Source organism: Streptomyces sp. NBC_01537, assembly GCF_045040445.1.
Lineage (GTDB): Bacteria > Actinomycetota > Actinomycetes > Streptomycetales > Streptomycetaceae > Actinacidiphila.
The window spans coordinates 2,479,911-2,500,689 of record NZ_CP109392.1; the positions used below are offsets into that span (position 1 = coordinate 2,479,911).

The window sequence follows — 20,779 nt, forward strand, 5'->3', positions numbered from 1 at the left end:
CGGCGCCGGCTCCGCCGCGGGTTGTCTGCCCTCAGGGGGTGGCGCCCGTGGCCACGGGCCGGGCCGGATCCGCGGACCACTCGCTCCACGACCCGACGTACAGGGCGGCCGGAACCCCGGCGATGGCGAGCGCGAGCACCTGCTGGGCCGCAGAGACACCGGAGCCGCAGTAGACGCCGACCTCGGCGTCCGCGCGGGCGCCCAGGTCGGCGAAGCGCCGGGCGAGCACGTCCGGCGGGAGGAAGCGGCCGTCGGCGTCCACGTTCTCCGCCGTGGGGGCGCTGATCGCGCCGGGGATGTGACCGGCGACGGGGTCGATGGGCTCGACCTCGCCGCGGTAGCGTTCGCCGGCGCGGGCGTCGAGAAGGATCCCGTGGCGGGCAAGCGCGGCGGCGTCGTCGGCCGTGAGCAGGGGCAGGTCGCCCGGGGCGGGGGTGAACTCGCCCGGGGCCGGGGCGGGGACGCGGTCGGACAGTCCGTGGCCGGCGGCGAGCCACGCGGGGAGGCCGCCGTCGAGGACGCGTACGCGCTCGTGGCCGGCCCAGCGCAGGAGCCACCAGGCGCGGGCGGCGGCCCAGCCGATACCGCCGTCGTAGACGACGACCTCGCGCCCGGCGCCGACACCCGCTCGGCGCATAGCGGCGGTGAAGACCTCCGGGTCGGGCAGCGGGTGGCGCCCGCCGCTCCCGGGCTTGCCCGCGAGCTCGGCGTCGAGGTCCACGTAGACCGCCCCGGGGATGTGGCCCGCCTCGTAGTCCGGGCGGCCGGGCGGGCCGCCGAGCTGATAGCGGACGTCCAGCAGGACAACGTCAGACGAATCGTCGGCGAGGGCACTCGCCAGCTCGGCCGCGGTGATGATGGGATGCATACGCTCATTGTGGTCCCCCGGGGTGCGGCCATCGGCGGATTGTCGCTGCGCGGCAACGGTCGCGAAACGGACCGGAAATGCCAAATCAGGCATTCTCCTTGCGGAACACCGAAATTGCGGCGCGGCCGGGGCGCGCCGTGCGGCAGGTGGTGGAAACATCGGCTCTGGCACCTCCTCCACACCCCCACACACAGCCCCCGTGCGCTGCTTCCCAGGAGACAACCGATGACCGAGGTACCGCCCCGCCGCCCCCATGGCGCACCCTGCTGGGTCAGCCTGCTGGCGCACAGCCTGGAGGCGACCCAGGACTTCTACAGCCAGTTGTTCGGCTGGGTCTTCGAAAGCACGCCGCAGCCTTTCGGGCCGTACGTGAGGGCCACGCTGAACGGCCGTGCCGTGGCCGGGGTCGGTGAACTGCCCAGGGACCGGCACATGGCGGTCGCCTGGACCACCTACTTCGGCACCGAGGACGCCGACGCGACCGCCGAGCTGATCAGGGACTGCGGCGGCACGGTCGGAGTGGGGCCGCTGGACGCGGACGACGCGGGGCGGATGGCGATCGCCTCGGATCCGCTGGGCGCGGTGTTCGGGATCTGGCAGCCGCTTCGCTACGACGGGGTCGAGGTGATGGGCGAGCCGGGGTCCCTGGCCTGGAACGAACTGGTCACCCGGGAGACCTCGATGGTCGGGAAGTTCTATTCGGCGGTGTTCGGCTTCGAGGCGGAAGCCGTGGTGTCGGCCGACTTCGACTATCTGACCCTGCATCTGGCCGGGCAGCCGGTGGCCGGGATCCACGGCGTGGGCCAGGCGCTGCCGCGCGACCGCGGCTCGCACTGGATGACGTACTTCGCGGTCGCGGACACCGACGCGGCGGCGCGGCATGTCGTGGAGCTGGGCGGCCATGTGGTGCGCGGGCCACAGGATTCGGCCTACGGGCGCCTGGCCACGGTGGCCGATCCCGAGGGCGCGGTCTTCACGGTGATCCGTACTGCCCGTTAGGACGGTGGGTCGGAGAGCCGCCGCCGTCGGGCCAGGCGCTCTGGGCGGACAGGCCCAGGACCAGCGCGGCGATGTTCCAGGCGTCGTCCGCGCCGCTGTGGTGCCGTCCCTCGAGCGGCAGCCCGGCGAGTTGCAGGGCCTGTGCCATCCCGGGGCGCTTGCGCAGCCCGTGAGCTGCGGTGAAGGCGGCCTTGGCGTTGGTGTGCCGGTGCCCGAAGGGGTACGGGGTGGCGGTGGCCCGGCACTGCCGGGTGAACTGGTGCCGGTCGTAGTCGCCCCAACTGGCCCAGGGGAGCATTCCGGTGCGGTGTCCGGCGGCGAGCAGCCGGCACGCCTCGGCGAAGCCGATGCCGGTGTCGACCTCGTGCTGGGTCAGCCCGGTCAGCCCGGTGCAGAAGTCGCTGACGGTGGACCGCACGGGCCGGACCAGGATGCGGTGCCGGGCGATCCGCCGGCCGGCGTCGAGATCGACGACGGTCAGCCCGATCTCGATGATCTCGCTGACCGCCCCGGGCGGGGGCGCCCCGTCCCAGCACGTCGCCTCGACATCGACGATGTTCAGCAGTCCCCCGGCGCCCACCATGCCCCAGAGGTTAGCCAGATGTGAGCAGCGGACGCGAACGTGTTTGTCACGCCAGGGTCGCCGTGAAGAGCGGAAGATCGAGGGTCGTGACGATGCCCGGGGCGGCCGCGCAGACCGAAGGGACCGCGTTGACGGCGCGGTTGGCGGTGTAGTTCGGGGACAGGGAGCCCAGGCGTTCCAGGGGCACCGGGAAGCGCATGTCGATCTCGAGCGGGGCGTCGCCTTCGACGCTCAGGTGCCATCCGGTGTCGCGTACGTCCCACGAGGGGTCGATGTCCGTGGTGCAGTACCAGGTGGCGACGAACCGCAGGAGCGGACGGCCGCCGCGCAGGGCCGCAACCGTCATCCGCTGCGCGGCCACCGTGCCGGGCTCCAGGGTCCCGGCGGCGATGGTGGTCCGGCGGCGGGCGGTCGCGAACTCCCCGCTGGCCTCGATGGCGTCGACCGGCAGCGAGAGGGCCTCCGCCACCAGGGACAGCGACGGGCCGAAGCTGTCCCGTACGTGGGCGAGGCGCTGCTCGTCGAACTCCTCGGGGGCGAGGCCGAACCCCATCACGTCGAACAGCAGCCCCGGTGAGTCGCGCGGGGAGAGATCCGCGAACTCGTGGATGGTCAGGGCGTCCAACCGCCGCTGGATGGACGCCAGGACGAGGGGGACCGCCTCGGTGATGAACCCGGGGCTGCTCCCCGTGCTGTGGATCGAGGCGCCGCCCTGCTCGCAGGCGTCCGCCACCCGTTTCCGGACGTCGGGGTCCATGCTCGGCGGGTGGTGGAACTCGCCGCGCGTGGTGACGATGTTCGTGCCCGACGCGAGGATCCGGCACACCTCGTCCACGTCGCACGCGCGCGGCATGTAGAGCACGCAGTCGGCGCCGAGACTCAGGATGTCGCCGATGTCATGCGTGGCGGTCACGCCCGTGGCATCGAGCCCGCAGAGTTCCCCGGCGTCGCGGCCGGCCTTGTCCGGCGTGTGGACGTACAGGCCCGCGAGGGTCAGCAACGGGTGCTCGACGACGGCCCGCAGCGAGCGGCTGCCGATGTTGCCGGTGGCCCACTGGACGACGCGAAGGGGCCCTGTCCCGATGCGATTCATGCCGACCTCACTGTCGCCGCCGCGTGCGAAAACGCCATTACCGAAAATAGAGCATCCGGTATGCCGAAAGCGAGAGTGCGGTGCGATCAGGTGACCGGCAGGACATCCGGTGAGAGGGCGCCCGCGTGGGCGGCGGCGCTGGTCATGCGGCGGCGGTGGTGACGACGGCACAGCACCTCGTAACCGACCTCCTCGGCCGCGCGGTTGACGTCGCCCACGACGACCTGCTCACCTTCCATGACCATCTCGCCGCCCACGGTGCGGGCGTTGTGCGTGGCGCGTGCCCCGCACCAGCACATCGCCTCGACCTGGAGGGTCTCTATCCGGTCCGCCAGCTCGATCAGCCGCTGCGAGCCCGGGAAGAGCTTGGTACGGAAGTCCGTGGTGATACCGAAGGCGAACACGTCCAGCCCCAGGTCGTCCACGACATGGGCCAACTGGTCGATCTGCTCGGGCGCGAGGAACTGCGCCTCGTCCACGATCACATAGTCGACCTTGCTGCCCTTGGACATCTGCTGCACCAGGTAGCCGTACAGGTCCATGCCCGGAGCCGCCTCGACCGCCTCCGTCACCAGGCCGAGGCGCGAGGAGAGCTTGCCCTGCCCCGCGCGGTCGTCGCGGGTGAAGATCACACCTTGCAGGCCCCGCGCTGACCGGTTGTGCCCGATCTGGAGCGCCAGGGTGCTCTTTCCGCAGTCCATGGTTCCGGAGAAGAACACGAGCTCGGGCATGAGGAGGCGGCGGCCTTTCGGAACGGGTGGCGGAGGGTTCAGGAGCGTACTTCGAGCAGCGGTACGAGCTGCTCCACAGGGGTCATCGAACCGTGCAGGCCGACCATCGAGGACTCCCCCGGCTCGGTGCGGGTGGCGACGACCGCGATGTCCTCGCGGGCCACGGCCACCACGTCGCCGATCCGGCCGCGTACGCGGTCGTCGACCAGCGGGCCGAACCAGCCGGCCGCGATGGCCTCGTCGCGGCCGGCGACCCACATCTGCTCGCCCAGGACCTCGCTCCAGACCGTGAAGACGTCGGCTGCGGCGCCGGGCACCGCGTACACGTGGCGGGCTCGGGCCTCGCCGCCGAGGACGGCGACGCCGGCGCTCAGCTCCCAGTCCTCGTCGAAGTCGATGCGCGACTCCTCGTCGAAGGGGATGTCGATCATGCCGTGGTCGGCGGTGATGTAGAGCGCGGAGCGCGGCGGCAGCTGCTCGGCGAGGCGCTGGGCGAGGCGGTCGATCATCATCAGCTGGCCGCGCCAGGCGTCGGAGTCGACTCCGTGGCGGTGGCCCATCGAGTCCAGCTCGCTGTAGTACGTGTAGACCAGCGTGCGGTCCGCGCAGGCGAGGCGGTCGGCGGCGAAGTCCATCCGCTCGTCGCCGGTGAGGCGGCCGTGGAAGGCGCCGCCGCTCAGCGCGATCTTGGTGAGCGGGGTGTGCTGGAAGGCCGGGGAGGTGACCTGGCAGGTCTGCACCCCGGCGGCGTCGGCGAGTTGGAAGACGGTGGGGTACGGCTGCCACGCGTGCGGGTCCGTCCACGGCTGCCAGCGCAGCTGGTTCATCAGCTTGCCGCTGGCCGGGTCCAGCACGGTGTAGCCGGCCAGCCCGTGCGCGCCCGGCGGCAGGCCGGTGCCGACCGAGGCCAGCGAGGTCGCGGTGGTGGACGGGAAGCCCGCGGTGAGCGGCTGCCCGGTGCGGTTCAGCGAGCTGCCGAGGAGGGAGCTGAGGAACGGGGCCTCGTCCGGGTGCGCGCGGAGCAGCTCCCAGCCCATGCCGTCGACCAGGAACACGCACACCCGGTCGGCGGGGGCCAGGTCCAGGCCGGTCGGCGGGCCGGTGGTGACGCCCAGCCCCGCGGTCACGGCGGGCAGCACATCGCTCAGCGACGCGGTGCCGTAACGGGGAGCCGGGGCAGTGCGGGGGTCGAGCGGCGCTGGGTCGTAGGCCGGTGCGGGCTGGATCATCAGCCGGCGGACCCGGGGGTCGCCGCGGTCGCCTCGGACAGCGCCTGCGCGAAGGCCAGCGCCTGCCGTACGGTCTCCGGGCCGTCGCCCGCCTCGCTCACGCGCAGGCTCAGGTCGTCGGCCGTCGAGGAACCCGTGTACCCGTGGTCCGCCTCGCAGTTGGGGTCGCCGCATGCCGCCGGCTCCAGGTCCAGGCGGCTGACCGCGCCCCAGCCGATGGTCAGCACGACCTCGCGGGGCAGCGTCCCCGGCGTGTACGACTCCGGGTTGGCGACGACCCGGCTCAGCACGACCGAGGAGATCCGGGCCAGCTTCACCGACTCGGTGGAGGTCGTCGCGTACGGCGACGGGGAGGTGTCGTCCGCCGCCTGCTCGTCCGTGTGGCTCACGATGAAACGGGTCGAGGTCAGCACCAGGACCGTCACATGCCTGCGCACCTCGTTCGCGTCGAACGTCGTCTCCTGGTGCACCAGGTACGACGCCACCGGCTCCCCTCCGACCGCCGCCTCCACGGCCTCGGCCACGAGGGCCGGGTAGTAGCCGCTGCGCTCGATCGCCGCGCGCAGCCCCTTGGTGGTCGTCGTACCGGTCTTCGCCATGCGCACCATCCTAGTGCGGTGCGCGGCATGGGCCGCGCCCTGCGCGCGACGGGAACCGTCAGAAGGACGACAGCGCCCGTGGCCCCAGGTCCGTCCTCGCCGGGGGCCGCGCCAGGCGGACCGTGGCGCCGAGCACCGCGACTCCCCGCTGGGCCACGACCACCGGCTCCAGGTCGACGGAAACGACCTCGGGGAGGTCGTCCGCGAGCAGCGAGACCCGCAGCAGCAGTTCTTCCAGCGCGGCCGTGTCGACCGGTTCGGAGCCGCGCCAGCCGAAGAGGAGCGGGGCCGCCTTGATGGACCGCACCAGCTCCGCCGCGTCGCGGTCGGTGGCGGGGACGAGGCGGTGGGCGATGTCGCCGAGGAGTTCGGAGGGCGCCCCGGCCAGGCCGAAGGACAGAACGGCGCCCGCCGCGGGGTCGACGGTCGCGCGGACGACGGTGTCGACGCCGCGGGGGGCCATGGCCTGGACGACGAGGCGGAGCTCGGCGGGCTTGCCCAGGCGGGCGGTGAGCTCGTCGTAGGCGCGGCGCAGGTCGTCGGGGCCGGCGAGGTCGAGGCGGACGCCGCCGAGGTCGGCGCGGTGGCGCAGGTGGGGGGCGGTGGTCTTGAGGGCGACGGGGTAGCCGAGACGGCCGGCGGCGGCAAGGGCGGCGTCGGTGTCGGGGGCGGGGAGGGAGGGGCGGACGGGGATGCCGTAGCGGGCGAGGAGTGCGGCGGCGGCATCGTCGTCCAGGGTGATCTGGTCGTCGCCCGCGTCCGCCAGCAGGCGGGCGACGTCGTGGCGGGCGGCGCCTTCCTGGGTGTCCTCGAAGTCGGGGACCTTGCCGGGGGTGGCGGACTCGCGCCGCCATCTGGCGTACGCGGTCGCCTCGGCCAGGGCGCGTACGGCCCGTTCGGCGGCGGGGTAGGCGGGGATGCGGCGGGCGCCGAGCCGGTCGCCCATGCGGTCCAGGGCGAGGTGGACCAGGAGGACGGGCTTGCCGGCTTCCCTGGCCTGGAGCGCCGCCGCGCACAGCGCCTCCGCCAGCAGCGGGTCGTCGCCGGACTCGGGGTCGGTGGCGTCCTCGGAGCCGACGCGGGGGATGGCGGTGACGACGACGGCGTCGCAGGCGTCGTCGGCGAGGGCGGCGGTGAGCGCGTCACGGAAGTCGCCGGGGGTGGCGGCCGTGGTGAGGTCCAGGGGGGCGGCCGGGGCCAGTCCGGCGGTCAGGCAGGCGTCGTAGGCGAGCAGGCCGAGGGATTCGGAGTTGCCCAGGATGGCGACGCGGTCGCCGGCCGGGAGCGGCTGGAAGGACAGCAGCAGCCCGGCGTCGGCGAGTTCGGTGACCGTGCTGACGCGGATGACACCGGCCTGCCGGAAGAGCGCGGAGACCGTGCTGTCGGGGATCCGGGCGGGGGCCACGAGCTGGCCGGGCGGGACGGCGCCGGAGTGGCGGGCGCCCTTGACGACCACGACGGGCTTGACGGCAGCGGTGCGCTTGGCGAGGCGGTTGAACTTGCGCGGGTTGCCGAGGGTTTCGAGGTACATCAGGACGGCGTCGGTGGCCGGGTCGTCGTGCCAGTACTGGAGGATGTCGTTGCCGGAGACGTCCGCGCGGTTGCCCGCGGAGACGAAGGACGACAGCCCGGCGCCGCGCCGGTGCAGCCCGGACAGCACGGCGATGCCGATCGCTCCGGACTGGGTGAACAGGCCGAGCCGCCCGGTGGCGGGCAGTTCCGGGGAGAGCGAGGCGTTGAGCCGTACGGCGGGCGAGGTGTTGAGGATGCCGAGCGCGTTGGGGCCGATCACGCGCATGCCGTACGAGCGGGCCTGCCGCACCAGCGCGCGCTGCCGTTCGCGGCCCGCCGGGTCGCCGGACTCGGCGTAGCCGGAGGTGACCACGAGCAGGCCCTGGACGCCGTGCTCGCCGCAGTCGGCGACGGCCTCGGGGACCCGCTCGGCGGGCACGGCGAGCACGGCGAGGTCGACGGGCTCGGGGATCTCGGTGATCGAGCGGTAGGCGGGAACGCCGTCGACGGTGCCCTGGTCGTCGGTGAAGGAGTGGTTGACGGCGTGCAGGCGGCCGGTAAAGCCCGCGGCGGCGATGTTGCGGAGCAGGGTGCGGCCGACGCCGCCGGGGCGGCGTCCGGCGCCGATCACGACCACGGACTGGGGCGCGAGCAGCCGCTGCACGGACCGCCCCTCGGCTCGCTGCTCGCGGGCCCGCTGGACGGCGAGGGAGGCGTCGGTGGGCTCCAGGTCGAGTTCGAGGCGTACGACGCCGTCGGTGAAGCTGCGCTGCTGGGTGTAGCCGGCGTCGGTGAAGACCTTGATCATCTTGCGGTTGGCGGGCAGCACCTCCGCGATGAAGCGGCGGATGCCCCGCTCCCGGGCCACGGCCGCGATGTGCTCCATCAGGGCGGAGGCCACACCCCGCCCCTGGTGCGCGTCCTGGACCAGGAAGGCGACCTCGGCCTGGCCCTCCTCCGTGCGGTCGTAGCGCACGGTGGCGATGAACTCGCCGCCGACGGTGGCGGCCAGGCCGACCCGGTCGTCGTAGTCGTGGTGGGTGAAGCGGTGCACGTCCTTGGCGGACAGGCGGGGGTACGGGGCGAAGAAGCGGTAGTACTTGGACTCGTCGGAGACCTGCTCGTAGAAGCTGACCAGCCGGTCCGCGTCGTCCGGGGTGATCGGTCGGACGTGGGAGATGCCGCCGTCGCGGAGGACGACATCCGCCTCCCAGTGCACGGGATAGGGCCGCGAGGACGGCGGAATGGTCATGGGGCCAGCGTAAGGGGACGTACGGGATCAGTGCGACGATATGACGGACAGACCGGCCTGCGACCGGACCTCCGGATCGTGGAAGAATGGTCTAGACAACCCCGGAACGACCCGAAGGGCAACACCATGGCTGAGCGCCTCGTCACTGTCGGCTGGCCGGAGGGCCTGCACGCACGTCCCGCCTCGATCTTCGTCCGCTCGGTGATGGCCCTCGGCGTCGCCGTGACGATCGCCAAGCCCGGCGGGACCCCCGCCAACGCCGCGTCCATGCTGGCCGTGCTCGGCCTCGGCGCGCAGGGCGGCGAGGAGATCGTGCTGGCCTCCGAGGCGGAGGGCGCCGAGGCGGCGCTCGACCAGCTCGCGGAGCTGGTCACAAAGGGGCTCGACGAACTCCCGGAGACGGTCTGAAACCATCCGGCGGGCGCCGGAAAGACACGGCCGCGTAAATCCGTCCGGATTTACGCGGCCGTATTCGTGCAGGGCTCATCAGAATTACGCATGCGAATAGCGCTGCCACTATTCTCTACAGTTGTATACGGCACTTCTGTTAAACGAGGCAACGCGGGATGTTTACACCGTGTTTCTAGTTCCTCACGGCACCGGCGCGGCCCGTGCGGCGCAGCCGGTGGGCCCCCGCCGCCCGCTCCACGTGCCCCGCCGCCAGCTTGCGGGCCCGCTCCGCGTCACCGCGCGCCACCGCGTCCACGATCGCCCCGTGCTCCTCCCAGGACTCCACGGCGCGGCCCGGCGAGTCGACCGCGTACACCCATGCGATCTTGTGCCGCAGCTGGGTGAGCAACGCGACCAGCGTCGGACTGCCCGAGGCCTGGGCCAGCGTCTCGTGGAACCAGCTGTCCAGCGAGGGCAGATCGGACAACTGCCCCTGCAGAGAACGTTCCTGCCCGAGTCTCACCAGACCGCGCAGCACCTTGATGTGCGCCTCCGTCCGGCGCTGGGCGGCACGCGCCGCACCCAGCGGCTCCAGCAGCCCTCTGATCTCCAGCAGGTCGGCGGCCTCCTGGTCGGTGGGCTCGGCGACCGACGCCCCGGCGTGTCTGCGAGTGCGTACGAACCCCTCGGACTCCAGCGTGCGCAGCGCCTCGCGCACCGGCACCCGGGACACCCCGTACCGCTTGGCCAGCAGCTCCTCGGTCAGCCGGCCGCCCGGCGGATAGAAGCCGCTGATGATGTCGTCACGGATCGCCGTGCACACCGCCTGGGCGGAAATACGACGCCCAGCGCCGCCCGTCCCGTTCACATCCGATCCCACATCGCCGGTCCCTTCATTCCCCGTCCGGTTTAATCTCCGCGTAACGCAACCGTCGGCGTTTCTGCGGCGACTCTATTCCAGCACAACCGGGATTTCGACGGCAGCCCCAAATTCAGCGAGTATTTTTGGACACACGAAGGCCCCGGCGGGGGAACCGGGGCCTTCGCTGTGGGGGGGGGATCGTCGGACGTCAGCCGCTCAGAGCGTCACGCCGTGCTTGCGCAGGTACGCGACAGGGTCGACATCCGAGCCATAGCTCTGGGTGGTGCGCACCTCGAAGTGCAGGTGCGGCCCGGTGACATTGCCGGTCGCGCCCGACAGGCCGAGCTGCTTGCCCGCGCTCACGCTCTGGCCGGCCGAGACGCCGATCGAGGAGAGGTGGCCGTACAGCACGTACATCCCGTCCGACATGCGCAGGATGACGTTGTTTCCGTAGCTGCCGCCCCAGCCCGCCTGCACGACCGTCGCCGGTCCGATCGCGCGAACCGGCGTGCCGGTCGCCGCGACGAAGTCGGCGCCCGTGTGGTAGCCGGAGGACCACAGGCTGCTGGTGGCGTGGTACGGCGTCGACACGTAGGAGCCGACCGGCTTCATCCAGCCGCTCGCGCTGCGCGCGCCTGTCGTCAGGGTCGTACGGGCCTGCGACCGCGAGGACCGCGCCGCGGCCGCCTTCCGCTTCGCGGCGGCCACCTTCGCCGCGTGGGCGACATGGGCGGCGTGGGCCTTCGCCACGTGGGCCGTGTGCGCGGCGTGGGCGGCCTTCGCCCTGGCCTTGGCCCTGGCCTTCGCCTTCGCCTGCGCCTTGGCCTTGGCCGCCTTCAGGGCGTGGGCCACGTGCGCCTTGTGGATCGCGCGGCTCTTGTGGGCCGCCTTGTGCTGCGCGTCCGCCTGCTGTGCGATGTGCTCGGCGATCGTGCCGGTGACGGTGGCGCACTGCGCGAAGGCGGTGCGGTTCGCCTCTGCGGCCTCCGCACCGGCGGGTATGGCGAGCGTGACGGCCAGCGCGGCAGCGCAGGCCAGGGTCGTGCGAACGGTATGCGCCATGGGGTAGGCGGGATCCTTTCCTTCCTTCTCGCCTACCGGGTTAGCTGACGGGTTCGGAGCAGGAAGGTCTCCTACGGGCGCTCATCGCGCCCGATTCACCCCAGGGGGACAGATGGGTCCCCGGCTCCCCAGGCTCACGCCCTGCGGGGACTCGGCGATGGTTGCTCCGGTGCCGCGGGACGCGGCTGGTGCTGACGGGCAACGCTGGCCGACGCTAACCGCGCTTCGCACGGAGAACCAAATAAAACGGGCGAACTGTGCGGTATGCCACACGCGTGCTCTTACCGTCCCGAACGCCCTCCGGGCGGGTCCTCAAGCGCCGGACGGGCTGAAAATCAGCCCACCGGCGCTTGAGGACCTGGGGGACCCCGGCGGGTCAGGCCTGGACGACCTCGACCGGGCCCAGGCCGAGCGCGCCGACCGGCTCGGCGATGGCGGAGGCGTCGCCGACGAGGACGACCACCAGCCGGTCCAGGGGGAACGCGCTGACGGCCGCCGCCGTCGCCTCGACCGTGCCGGTGCGGGCGAGCCGGGCGTACATCTGCGCCTGGAAGTCGTCCGGAAGGAACTGCTCGACCTGGTCGGCGAGCGTGCCGGCGACCGCCGAGGCGGTCTCGTAGCGCAGCGGGGCGACGCCGACGAGGTTCTGGACGGCGACATCACGCTCGTCGTCCGTGAGGCCCTCCGCGGCGAGGGTGCGCAGGACCTGCCAGAGGTCGCCGAGAGCCGGGGCCGTCACATCGGTGGCCACCGACCCGCTGATGCCCAGCAGCGAGGCGCCGGTGCCCTCGGGCGTGGACAGCAGGACCTGGCCGAAGGCGCGTACACCGTAGGTGTAGCCCTTCTCCTCGCGCAGGACGCGGTCGAGCCGCGAGGTGAGGGTGCCGCCGAGGCAGTACGTGCCCAGCACCTGCGCCGGCCACACGGGGTCGTGGCGGTCGGAGCCGGTGCGGCCGATGAGGAGCTGGGTCTGGACGGCGCCGGGGCGGTCGACGATGACGACCCGGGCACGGTCGTCGGAGGTGATGGACGGCAGGGCGCGCCGTTCGGCGGGCTTGCCGGTCCACTCCCCCAGGGTTTCCGCCAGCAGCGCGTCCAGGTCGATGCCGGTGAGGTCCCCGACCACGACGACCGTCGAGGTGGAGGGCCGCACGTGGGCGTCGTAGAACGCCCGCACCGCCGCCGCGTCGATCCGGGCGACCGTCTCCTCGGTGCCCTGGCGGGGCCGGGAGCAGCGCAGCGTGGGCGCGAAGAGCTCCTTGGACAGGGCCATGGCGGCGCGGCGGGCCGGGTTGGCCAGCTCGTGGGGGATCTCGTCGAGGCGGTTGTTGACCAGCCGCTCGACTTCGCTGTCGGGGAAGGCGGGGGCCCGCAGGGCATCGGCGAGCAGCCCGAGGGCCTTGTCGAGGCGGGACGCGGGGACCTCCAGGGAGACCCGCACCCCCGGGTGGTCCGCGGCCGCGTCGAGCGTGGCGCCGCAGCGCTCCAGCTCGGCGGCGAACTCCTCGGCGTCGAGCTTGTCGGTGCCCTCGGACAGGGCGCGGGCCATGATGGTGGCCACGCCGTCCAGACCCTCGGGCTCGGCGTCCAGCGGGGCGGCGAGCAGCACCTCGACGGCGACGACCTTCTGGCCGGGCCGGTGGCTGCGGAGCACGGTGAGGCCGTTGGGCAGGGCTCCGCGGCCGGGGGCGGGGAAGTCCCACGGCTTGGGCTCTCCGGCCTGCGGCTGCGGGTGGAACGTCATGGTGGGTGCGACGTCGGTCACTGGTCCGCGCCTTCCTCGTCCTCGTTGTCGGAGTCGGCGCCGGCTTCGGCGCCGCCCGTCGGCTCGTACACCAGCACCGCGCGGTTGTCCGGGCGCAGCGTGGCCGCCGCGACCGCCCGGACCTCCTCGGGGGTGATCTCCAGGACCCGCTGTACGGCGTTCAGCGCCAGCTGGGGGTCGCCGAAGAGCACGGCGAAGCGGCACAGTTCGTCGGCGCGGCCGCCGACCGTGGCGAGGCGGTCCAGCCACTCGCGCTCCAGCTGCGCCTGCGCACGCTCCATTTCCTCGGCCGTGGGGCCGTCCTGCGCGAAGCGGGCCAGCTCCTCGTCGACGGCCGCCTCGATGGCGGGCACCTCGACACCGCTGGAGGTCTTGACGTCCAGCCAGCCCAGCGAGGGCGCCCCGGCCAGGCGCAGCAGGCCGAAGCCTGCTGCCACGGCCGAGCGGTCCCTGCGCACGAGGCGGTTGTGCAGCCGCGAGGACTCCCCGCCGCCCAGGACGGTCAGCGCCAGATCGGCGGCGTCCGACTCGCGCGTGCCGTCGTGCGGCAGCCGGTAGGCGGCCATCAGGGCGCGCGAGGGCACGTCCTCCTCGATGACCTCGCGCAGCTGCCCGCCCATCACCCCGGGGAGTGAACCGTCGCGCGGCGCGGGCTTGCCGTCGTGCGCCGGGATGGTGCCGAAGTACTTCTCGGCCCAGGCCAGCGTCTGCTCGGGGTCGATGTCGCCGACCACCGCGAGCACCGCGTTGTTGGGCGCGTAGTACGTACGGAAGAAGGCCTGGGCGTCCTCCAGGGAGGCCGCGTCCAGGTCGGCCATGGAGCCGATGGGCGTGTGGTGGTACGGGTGCGGCTCGGGGTAGGCCAGGGCGGTCAGCCGCTCGAAGGCGGTGCCGTAGGGGACGTTGTCGTAGCGCTGGCGGCGCTCGTTCTTGACGACGTCGCGCTGGTTGTCCAGGCTCTCCTGGTCGAGCGCGGTGAGCAGGCTGCCCATGCGGTCGGCCTCGAGCCAGAGCGCGAGCTCCAACTGGTGGGCCGGCATGGTCTCGAAGTAGTTGGTGCGCTCGAAGCTGGTGGTGCCGTTGAGCGAGCCGCCCGCGCCCTGGACGAGCTCGAAGTGCCCGTTGCCCTTCACGCTCCCGGAGCCCTGGAACATCAAGTGCTCGAAGAGGTGGGCGAGTCCGGTACGGCCCTTGACCTCGTGACGGGAACCGACGTCGTACCAGAGGCAGACGGCGGCGACCGGGGTGAGGTGGTCCTCGGAGAGCACCACGCGCAGGCCGTTGGCCAGGCGGTGCTCTGTCGCGGTGAGGCCGCCGGATTGTGCCTCCGGCGTGGCCGTGTGACCCATGGGCAAGCTGTCCTTCCGGTCGCGTGCTCTGATTTTCTGTACTGAGTCCTGCCACTCTAGGCAGCGTGCCGACCCCTCGCGAAGTTCCCGCCCGGCGGGTACCGCAACCGGGGGGTGGTCGGCGTTGTCAGTCGGGCGGTCCACAATGGACCGCATCAGTTGACGCTTCACCCGCTACAACCAGTTCAGGTCCAGCCGAAGGAGCAGCGCCGAGATGGCCCGCCGCACCACGAAGACCCCGCCGCCTGACGACTTCGAGGAGCGCATCCTCGACATCGACGTCGTCGACGAGATGCAGGGATCCTTCCTTGAGTACGCGTACTCGGTCATCTACTCGCGTGCGCTTCCCGACGCCCGCGACGGGCTGAAGCCGGTCCACCGCCGCATCGTCTACCAGATGAACGAGATGGGGCTGCGCCCCGAGCGCGGCTATGTGAAGTGCGCCCGCGTCGTCGGCGAGGTCATGGGCCGGCTCCATCCCCACGGCGACTCCTCGATCTACGACGCCATGGTGCGCCTGGCCCAGCCCTTCTCCATGCGCGTCCCGCTGGTCGACGGCCACGGCAACTTCGGCTCGCTCGACGACATGCCGGCCGCCATGCGCTACACCGAGTCGCGCATGTCGGGTGCCGCGCAGCTGATGGTCGAGTCGATCGACGAGGACACCGTCGACTTCGCGCCCAACTACGACGGCCAGGAGCAGGAGCCGGGCGTCCTGCCTGCCGCGTATCCGAACCTGCTGGTCAACGGCGCCTCCGGGATCGCGGTCGGCATGGCCACCAACATGCCGCCGCACAACCTCGGCGAGGTCATCGCCGCCGCCCGGCACCTGATCCGCTTCCCGAACGCCGACCTCGACGCCCTGATGCGCTTCGTGCCGGGCCCCGACCTGCCCACCGGCGGCCGGATCATCGGACTGGGCGGGATCCGGGACGCGTACGAGAACGGGCGCGGCACCTTCAAGATCCGCGCGACGGTGTCGGTGGAGGATGTCAGCGCGCGCCGCAAGGGCCTGGTCGTCACCGAGCTGCCGTTCACGGTCGGCCCGGAGAAGGTCATCGCCAAGATCAAGGACCTGGTCGGCGCGAAGAAGCTGCAGGGCATCGCCGATGTGAAGGACCTCACCGACCGCGAGCACGGCCTGCGCCTGGTCATCGAGATCAAGAACGGCTTCAACCCGGAGGCGGTGCTCGAACAGCTCTACAAGCTGACGCCGATGGAGGACTCCTTCGGCATCAACAACGTGGCGCTGGTCGACGGGCAGCCGCTCACGCTGGGCCTCAAGGAGCTGCTGGAGGTCTACGTCGACCACCGCTTCGAGGTGGTCCGGCGGCGCAGCGAGTTCCGGCGCCGCAAGCGGCAGGACCGGCTGCACCTGGTGGCGGGCCTGCTGGTGGCCCTGGTCGACATCGACGAGGTCATCTCGATCATCAGGTCGAGCGACAACGCGGCGGCGGCGAGGGACGGCCTCATCGAGCGCTTCTCGCTGTCGGACGTCCAGACCCAGTACATCCTCGACACCCCGCTGCGCCGGCTGACCCGCTTCGACCGGATCGAGCTGGAGTCCGAGCGCGACCGGCTGACCGCCGAGATCGAGGAACTGACCCGGATCCTCGACTCCGACTCCGAGCTGCGCAAGCTGGTCTCCACCGAACTGGCGGCCGTGGCCAAGAAGTACGGCACCGAGCGCCGCACCGTCCTGCTGGAGTCGGCGGGCGCCCCGGTCGCCGCCGTGCCGCTGGAGGTCGCCGACGACCCGTGCCGGGTGCTGCTGTCCTCCACCGGGCTGCTGGCCCGCACGATGAACGGCGAGGCCTTCGAGTCCGGCGACGGCAAGCGCTCCAAGCACGACACCATCGTCTCCGCCGTCCCCACCACCGCCCGGGCCGACATCGGCGCAGTCACCACCGCCGGACGGCTGCTGCGGATCACCGTCATCGACCTGCCGCAGCTCCCGGACACCGCCGGGGCCCCGAACCTGGCGGGCGGCGCCCCGGTCTCGGAGTTCCTGTCCCTGGAGACCGGTGAGAAGGTGCTCTGCCTCACCACGCTCGACGAGTCCTCGCCGGGGCTCGCGCTGGGCACCGAGCAGGGCGTCGTCAAGCGCGTCGTGCCGGACTACCCGGCCAACAAGGACGACCTGGAGGTCATCGGCCTCAAGGACGGCGATGTGGTGATCGGCGCGGTCGAGCTGCGCACCGGCGAGGAGGACCTGGTCTTCATCACCGACGACGCCCAGCTGCTGCGCTATCCGGCCGCCCAGGTCCGCCCCCAGGGCCGCCCGGCCGGCGGCATGGCGGGCATCAAGCTCGCCGAGGGCGCCAAGGTCATCTCCTTCACCGCCGTCGACCCGGCCTCCGACGCGGTCGTGGTGACCGTCGCCGCCGCCGATCCCGACACCCTCGACGGCGCCGAGCAGGGCACCGCCAAGCTCACCCCCTTCGAGCTCTACCCCCGCAAGGGCCGCGCCACCGGCGGCGTACGCTGCCAGCGCTTCCTGCGCGGCGAGACCTCCCTCGCCTTCGCCTGGGCCGGTCCCACCCCCGCCCGCGCGGCCACCGCGGCCGGTCTCCCGGCGGACCTTCCCCCCAAGGACCCCCGCCGCGACGGCTCGGGCGTGGCCCTGACCAAGCCGGTTGCGGTGGTCGCCGGACCGGTGTGATCCGGCGAGGTTAGGCTCACCTGCATGAGTACGTGCACCGTGCTGTCCGCCGGGCTGGGTGAGCCGGTGGCCGCGACCGCGGCCACCGCCGCGACCTGGCTGCTGCTGGAGCAGCCGGGTCCCTGGGGCGCGAAGGCGCTGACCGCCAGCCATCTGGACCCCGTCCTTGGGCGGGCTCTGGAGAAAGCAGCCGCCGAGGCCGGCGTGCGACTGGGGCTGATCCGGCGGCCGGGGCGGCACGCGGACGTCCATCAGCCGGTGCGGCGGCGGGTGTACGCAGCGGGGCCCTCATGGGTGCGTACAGCGGAGGTCGGCGACCCCGCCGAACTGCTCGGATGGGATCTCGCCGCGCTGGAGGCCTGCGGCGAGCCGTACGGGGGCGAGCCGCTCGCGCTGGTGTGCACGAATGGCAAGCGGGACCGGTGCTGTGCGCTGTACGGCAGGCCGCTCGCGGCGGAGCTGGCGGCGGGCGGGGCCGGGGAGGTGTGGGAGACGACGCATCTGGGCGGGCACCGGTTCTCGCCGACGATGCTGGTGCTGCCGTACGGATACGCGTACGGCCGCGTCGACGCGCACCACGCGAAGACGGTCCTGGAGGCCGCCCGCGAGGGCCGGGTGGTACTGGAGGCCTGCCGGGGCCGCTCGGCGTACGACCGGGCGGGGCAGGCGGCGGACCTGGCGGTACGGGAGCTGACCGGCGAGGACCGGGCGGACGCGCTGACGGTGGACCGCACGCGCGTGACGCACACGGACGGCAGGGTCTGGGAGGTGGACGTGGCGCAGCAGACGGCGGAGCCGCCCCGGGCGGAAAGCTGCGGGGCGGCTCCGGTGACGCCGGTGCGGATCGTGGTGACCGGCGTGCGCGAGGTCAGCCGGCGTTCTTGACGAACTCGGTGGTGTAGGTCTTGTCGAGGTCGATCGTGGCGTTCTTCAGGTTCGGGTTGAAGGACTTCAGGACCCGCTCGACGGTCGCCGGGCCGTCGGCCGGCATGACGCCGTCCTTGGTGAACATCGGCAGGGTGCTCTCGATGGCCTGGGTGTAGAGCGCCGTGCCGCCGCCCTGCGCGTAGTCGGACGGCATCTTCGCCGCGATCTCGGCCGCGCTGTGCGTGGACATCCACTTCAGGGTCTTGACGAAGGCGTTGGCCAGCTTCTGGACGGTGTCCTTGTGGCTGTTCACCCACGAGGTCTGCATGTAGAGGCTGGAGGACGGGTACAGCCCGCCGAGCGCGGCCTTGGAGCCCTCCGGCGTGCGCATGTCGATCAGGACCTTGCCGAGCTTCTTGTCCAGGATCGTGGCGACCGTCGGGTCGGTGGTCATGCCGCCCTCGATGGAGCCCTGCTGGAGCGCGGCGATGAAGGTCTGGCCCGCGCCGACCGCGACGGGGGTGAACTCGCTGGTCTGCACACCGCTGTTGACCGCGAGGTACTTGGTCAGGAAGTCGGTGGAGGAGCCGATGCCCGTCACGCCGAGCTTCCTGCCCTTGAAGTCCTTGGCCGAGGTGATGTCGGCGGCGGCCTTGTTGGAGACGATCTCGACCTCGCCGGGGGCCTGCGAGAACTGCACGACCGACTCGACCGCCTTGCCCTTGGTCTGCAGGTCCAGGGTGTGGTCGTAGAAGCCGACGGTGCCCTGGACGTCGCCGGAGACCAGGGCGGTCTCGGCCTGGACGCCGGCCGGCTCGGTCAGGAGCGTCACGTTCACGCCCTCGGCCTTGAAGTAGCCGAGCCGCTCGGTGAGCATCGCGGGGAGGTAGATGACCTTGTCCAGGCCGCCCACCATGATCTTGACCTTGTCGCCGCTGCCGCCGGACGCGGCGGAGGAGTCGCCGCCGCAGGCGGTGAGGGTGGTCAGGGCCAGCGCCCCGGTGACGGCGGCCGCCGAGATCTTGGTGAATCTGCGCATCTGGTTCACGTCCTTGTGAAGAGTGTGGCTTTACGGGGAGAGGTCAGCGGGCGGTCAGCGGGCGGAGCCGGCTTCGGCCGGCTTCCAGCGGAAGAGGCGCTTCTCCAGGAAGGTCAGCAGCCCTTCGGCGAGCAGGGCGACGATCGCGAGGATCACCATGGCCCCGTAGACACCGGCGGCGTTGAACGTGCCCTGGGAGGCGGCGACCAGCAGGCCGAGGCCCTTGGTGGCGCCGATGTACTCACCGACGATGGCGCCGATGAGCGCGAAGCCGAAGCTGACATGCAGGCTGGTGAAGATCCAGGACGTGGCCGAGGGGATGACGACCTGGAAGGTGACCTGGCGGTTGCTGGCGCCGAGGATGCGGGAGTTGGCGACGAGGTTGCGGTCGACCTCGCGGGCGCCCTGGAAGGCGTTGAAGAAGACCGGGAAGAAGACCAGGACGACCGCCGAGGCCACCTTCGAGGCCGGTCCGAGGCCGAACCAGATCAGGAAGATCGGGGCGAGCACGATGCGCGGCAGCGCGTTGAGCACCTTGATGTAGGGCCCGAGGACATCGGCGAGGAAGCGGATCCGGCCCAGCGCGATGCCCAGCAGCACGCCGCCGATCACACCGATGACCCAGCCGAGCAGCGCCTCGTAGAGCGTGTACCAGATCTGCTCCCACAGGGAGCCCTGGGCGGTGCCGTCCACGACCCAGGTGTGGATCTGGTCCCAGATCTTCGACGGCATCGAGAAGTTGAACGGGTCGATGACGGCGGCCCGCGCGAGCCACTCCCACAGGCCGAGGACGGCCAGGAGCAGCGCGACCCGGCTGCCGAGGACGAGCAGCTTGCGGTTGCGGGCGGCCTTCGCCCTGGCCTGCGTGCGCTCGGTCTTCACAAGGGCCGGGGCCGCAGCGGTTACGGTCTCAGGCGACATTGACGGCACCCCTCTCACGGGTGATGCGGACCTCTTCACCGAGCGAGGACCAGATCTCGCGGTAGATCTCCAGGAACCGCGGCTCCAGCCGCACCTGCTCGACCTTGCGCGGCCGGGGCAGGTCGATCTCGAAGACCTCCTTGACGGTCGCCGGGCCGGCCGTCATGACCACGACCTTGTCGGCGAGCGCGATGGACTCCTCCAGGTCGTGGGTGACGAAGACGACCGAGGCGCCGGTCCCCGCCCACAGGTCCAGCAGTTCGTCGGACATCAGGGCCCGGGTCTGCACGTCCAGGGCCGAGAAGGGCTCGTCCATGAGCAGGATCTCGGGGTCGTTGACGAAGGTGGCCGCCAGCGCGACGCGCTTGCGCTGGCCGCCGGAGAGCTGGTGCGGGTAGCGGTCCTCGAAGGAGGACAGGCCGACCCGGGCGAGCCATTCGCGGGCCCGTTCCTTCGCCTCGGCCTTCGGTGCGCCGCGGAAGCGCGGGCCGGCCATCACGTTGGACAGGACGGTGCGCCAGGGGAAGACGGCGTCCTGCTGGAAGACGAAGCCGACCTTGTCGCCGATGCCCCTGACCGGCTCGCCGGCCACCAGCACCTCGCCCTCGGTGGGCTCCTCCAGACCGCTGACCAGGGTCAGGGTCGTCGACTTGCCGCACCCGGTGGGGCCGACCACCGCGACGAACTCGCCGCGGCCGACGGTCAGGTCCAGATCCCGTACGGCGGTGTGGAGCGCCCCGGACGGGGTCCGGAACGCTTTGCTCGCTCCCCGCAGTTCGATCGCGGGGCTGCTCGTTTGGCTGTTCATGGGGCGGGACGCTAGATGTGGCCCGGGCCACAGCGGCAGCCTTGCGGTCACAACTCCGGCTTGTGCCCACAGGCGGCTGTTCTGCTCGTTTTGCTCGCCGTAGCACAACGAATGCGCTACGAGGTCTGGGCAAGGCCCCTGCGGGCGTTTACGTTGCGTTCACAGCGAGGCAAAACGGAGCGGTATGT

18 protein-coding genes and 1 riboswitch are annotated in these 20,779 nt (G+C 71.9%); of the genes, 4 read left to right on the top strand and 14 right to left on the bottom strand.

What is annotated here, in order from left to right; translation table 11 throughout:
- Nucleotides 1–31: 31 nt before the first annotated feature.
- On the bottom strand, nucleotides 32–868 hold the full coding sequence (locus OG607_RS11505) for a sulfurtransferase (RefSeq protein WP_405722184.1): 837 nt from the start codon (nucleotides 866–868) through the stop codon (nucleotides 32–34).
- A 225-nt stretch (nucleotides 869–1,093) separates the two neighbouring features.
- On the opposite strand from OG607_RS11505, the gene OG607_RS11510 reads away from it, so the two are divergent.
- A complete protein-coding gene (locus OG607_RS11510; protein WP_405722187.1) occupies nucleotides 1,094–1,867 on the top strand; it encodes a VOC family protein in 774 nt (257 codons plus the stop codon).
- Here OG607_RS11510 and OG607_RS11515 read toward each other — a convergent pair.
- The 6 genes from OG607_RS11515 to OG607_RS11540 form a co-directional block, all read right to left on the bottom strand.
- A complete protein-coding gene (locus OG607_RS11515) occupies nucleotides 1,842–2,450 on the bottom strand; it encodes an exonuclease domain-containing protein (protein ID WP_405722190.1) in 609 nt (202 codons plus the stop codon). The two genes, OG607_RS11510 and OG607_RS11515, sit on opposite strands and share 26 nt — an antisense overlap.
- A gap of 46 nt (nucleotides 2,451–2,496) precedes the next feature.
- The gene (locus OG607_RS11520) at nucleotides 2,497–3,543 is read right to left on the bottom strand and encodes a dihydrodipicolinate reductase (RefSeq protein WP_405722192.1); all 1,047 of its coding nucleotides are present in this window, start codon (nucleotides 3,541–3,543) and stop codon (nucleotides 2,497–2,499) included.
- 86 nt (nucleotides 3,544–3,629) lie between these two features.
- On the bottom strand, nucleotides 3,630–4,274 hold the full coding sequence (locus OG607_RS11525) for a thymidine kinase (protein ID WP_405722195.1): 645 nt from the start codon (nucleotides 4,272–4,274) through the stop codon (nucleotides 3,630–3,632).
- 38 nt (nucleotides 4,275–4,312) lie between these two features.
- Complete coding sequence (locus OG607_RS11530) at nucleotides 4,313–5,503, bottom strand: alkaline phosphatase family protein (RefSeq protein ID WP_405722198.1); 1,191 nt, start codon at nucleotides 5,501–5,503, stop codon at nucleotides 4,313–4,315.
- Nucleotides 5,503–6,102 carry a DUF5998 family protein gene (locus tag OG607_RS11535; RefSeq protein WP_329311545.1) on the bottom strand — a complete coding sequence of 200 codons (600 nt, stop codon included), beginning with the start codon at nucleotides 6,100–6,102 and terminating at the stop codon, nucleotides 5,503–5,505. Before OG607_RS11535 ends, OG607_RS11530 begins: the two co-directional genes overlap by 1 nt.
- 58 nt (nucleotides 6,103–6,160) lie before the next feature.
- Nucleotides 6,161–8,866 (bottom strand): GNAT family N-acetyltransferase, encoded by a 2,706-nt coding sequence (locus tag OG607_RS11540; protein ID WP_405722201.1) that lies wholly within the window; start codon nucleotides 8,864–8,866, stop codon nucleotides 6,161–6,163.
- A gap of 126 nt (nucleotides 8,867–8,992) precedes the next feature.
- Between OG607_RS11540 and OG607_RS11545 the strand changes: the two genes are divergently transcribed.
- On the top strand, nucleotides 8,993–9,274 hold the full coding sequence (locus OG607_RS11545) for an HPr family phosphocarrier protein (RefSeq protein WP_405722204.1): 282 nt from the start codon (nucleotides 8,993–8,995) through the stop codon (nucleotides 9,272–9,274).
- Nucleotides 9,275–9,449: 175 nt separating this feature from the next.
- On the opposite strand, the gene OG607_RS11550 is transcribed toward OG607_RS11545, so the two are convergent.
- From OG607_RS11550 to OG607_RS11565, 4 genes are all read right to left on the bottom strand, one after another.
- Complete coding sequence (locus tag OG607_RS11550; RefSeq protein WP_405722206.1) at nucleotides 9,450–10,136, bottom strand: GntR family transcriptional regulator; 687 nt, start codon at nucleotides 10,134–10,136, stop codon at nucleotides 9,450–9,452.
- 198 nt (nucleotides 10,137–10,334) lie between these two features.
- Entirely contained in the window at nucleotides 10,335–11,180 is an 846-nt protein-coding gene (locus tag OG607_RS11555) for a M23 family metallopeptidase (RefSeq protein WP_405722209.1), read from the bottom strand.
- 14 nt (nucleotides 11,181–11,194) lie between these two features.
- Nucleotides 11,195–11,347, bottom strand: a riboswitch (cyclic di-AMP (ydaO/yuaA leader).
- Nucleotides 11,348–11,556: 209 nt separating this feature from the next.
- Nucleotides 11,557–12,945 carry a M16 family metallopeptidase gene (locus OG607_RS11560; protein WP_405722212.1) on the bottom strand — a complete coding sequence of 463 codons (1,389 nt, stop codon included), beginning with the start codon at nucleotides 12,943–12,945 and terminating at the stop codon, nucleotides 11,557–11,559.
- Nucleotides 12,942–14,294: a M16 family metallopeptidase gene (locus tag OG607_RS11565; RefSeq protein WP_405722215.1), complete on the bottom strand. Its 1,353-nt coding sequence runs from the start codon at nucleotides 14,292–14,294 to the stop codon at nucleotides 12,942–12,944. Before OG607_RS11565 ends, OG607_RS11560 begins: the two co-directional genes overlap by 4 nt.
- A 214-nt stretch (nucleotides 14,295–14,508) precedes the next feature.
- Here OG607_RS11565 and OG607_RS11570 point away from each other — a divergent pair, with 214 nt between their 5' ends.
- Both OG607_RS11570 and OG607_RS11575 read left to right on the top strand, forming a co-directional pair.
- Nucleotides 14,509–16,956: a DNA topoisomerase (ATP-hydrolyzing) subunit A gene (locus OG607_RS11570; protein WP_405722217.1), complete on the top strand. Its 2,448-nt coding sequence runs from the start codon at nucleotides 14,509–14,511 to the stop codon at nucleotides 16,954–16,956.
- 24 nt (nucleotides 16,957–16,980) lie between these two features.
- On the top strand, nucleotides 16,981–17,841 hold the full coding sequence (locus tag OG607_RS11575; RefSeq protein WP_405722220.1) for a sucrase ferredoxin: 861 nt from the start codon (nucleotides 16,981–16,983) through the stop codon (nucleotides 17,839–17,841).
- Here the strand turns inward: OG607_RS11575 and OG607_RS11580 are convergent.
- Genes OG607_RS11580 through OG607_RS11590 form a run of 3 tightly spaced genes read right to left on the bottom strand, consistent with a single transcriptional unit; the run spans nucleotide 17,825 to nucleotide 20,591 of the window.
- A complete protein-coding gene (locus OG607_RS11580; RefSeq protein ID WP_405722223.1) occupies nucleotides 17,825–18,862 on the bottom strand; it encodes an ABC transporter substrate-binding protein in 1,038 nt (345 codons plus the stop codon). The genes OG607_RS11575 and OG607_RS11580 overlap by 17 nt on opposite strands.
- A 54-nt stretch (nucleotides 18,863–18,916) precedes the next feature.
- The gene (locus tag OG607_RS11585) at nucleotides 18,917–19,783 is read right to left on the bottom strand and encodes an ABC transporter permease (RefSeq protein ID WP_405722226.1); all 867 of its coding nucleotides are present in this window, start codon (nucleotides 19,781–19,783) and stop codon (nucleotides 18,917–18,919) included.
- Entirely contained in the window at nucleotides 19,773–20,591 is an 819-nt protein-coding gene (locus tag OG607_RS11590; RefSeq protein WP_405722229.1) for an ABC transporter ATP-binding protein, read from the bottom strand. The genes OG607_RS11585 and OG607_RS11590 overlap by 11 nt, the downstream gene beginning before the upstream one ends.
- Between the last annotated feature and the right edge of the window lie 188 nt (nucleotides 20,592–20,779).

What these genes read in the sequence shown, in the direction of transcription:
- OG607_RS11505 (WP_405722184.1), bottom strand. Translation starts at nt 868, where the DNA reads ATGCATCCCATCATCACCGCGGCCGAGCTGGCGAGTGCCCTCGCCGAC.
- OG607_RS11535 (WP_329311545.1), bottom strand. Translation starts at nt 6,102, where the DNA reads ATGGCGAAGACCGGTACGACGACCACCAAGGGGCTGCGCGCGGCGATC.
- OG607_RS11540 (WP_405722201.1), bottom strand. Translation starts at nt 8,866, where the DNA reads ATGACCATTCCGCCGTCCTCGCGGCCCTATCCCGTGCACTGGGAGGCG.
- OG607_RS11520 (WP_405722192.1), bottom strand. Translation starts at nt 3,543, where the DNA reads ATGAATCGCATCGGGACAGGGCCCCTTCGCGTCGTCCAGTGGGCCACC.
- OG607_RS11590 (WP_405722229.1), bottom strand. Translation starts at nt 20,591, where the DNA reads ATGAACAGCCAAACGAGCAGCCCCGCGATCGAACTGCGGGGAGCGAGC.
- OG607_RS11530 (WP_405722198.1), bottom strand. Translation starts at nt 5,503, where the DNA reads ATGATCCAGCCCGCACCGGCCTACGACCCAGCGCCGCTCGACCCCCGC.
- OG607_RS11525 (WP_405722195.1), bottom strand. Translation starts at nt 4,274, where the DNA reads ATGCCCGAGCTCGTGTTCTTCTCCGGAACCATGGACTGCGGAAAGAGC.
- OG607_RS11565 (WP_405722215.1), bottom strand. Translation starts at nt 14,294, where the DNA reads ATGGGTCACACGGCCACGCCGGAGGCACAATCCGGCGGCCTCACCGCG.
- OG607_RS11585 (WP_405722226.1), bottom strand. Translation starts at nt 19,783, where the DNA reads ATGTCGCCTGAGACCGTAACCGCTGCGGCCCCGGCCCTTGTGAAGACC.
- OG607_RS11570 (WP_405722217.1), top strand. Translation starts at nt 14,509, where the DNA reads ATGGCCCGCCGCACCACGAAGACCCCGCCGCCTGACGACTTCGAGGAG.
- OG607_RS11510 (WP_405722187.1), top strand. Translation starts at nt 1,094, where the DNA reads ATGACCGAGGTACCGCCCCGCCGCCCCCATGGCGCACCCTGCTGGGTC.
- OG607_RS11575 (WP_405722220.1), top strand. Translation starts at nt 16,981, where the DNA reads ATGAGTACGTGCACCGTGCTGTCCGCCGGGCTGGGTGAGCCGGTGGCC.
- OG607_RS11580 (WP_405722223.1), bottom strand. Translation starts at nt 18,862, where the DNA reads ATGCGCAGATTCACCAAGATCTCGGCGGCCGCCGTCACCGGGGCGCTG.
- OG607_RS11515 (WP_405722190.1), bottom strand. Translation starts at nt 2,450, where the DNA reads ATGGTGGGCGCCGGGGGACTGCTGAACATCGTCGATGTCGAGGCGACG.
- OG607_RS11545 (WP_405722204.1), top strand. Translation starts at nt 8,993, where the DNA reads ATGGCTGAGCGCCTCGTCACTGTCGGCTGGCCGGAGGGCCTGCACGCA.
- OG607_RS11555 (WP_405722209.1), bottom strand. Translation starts at nt 11,180, where the DNA reads ATGGCGCATACCGTTCGCACGACCCTGGCCTGCGCTGCCGCGCTGGCC.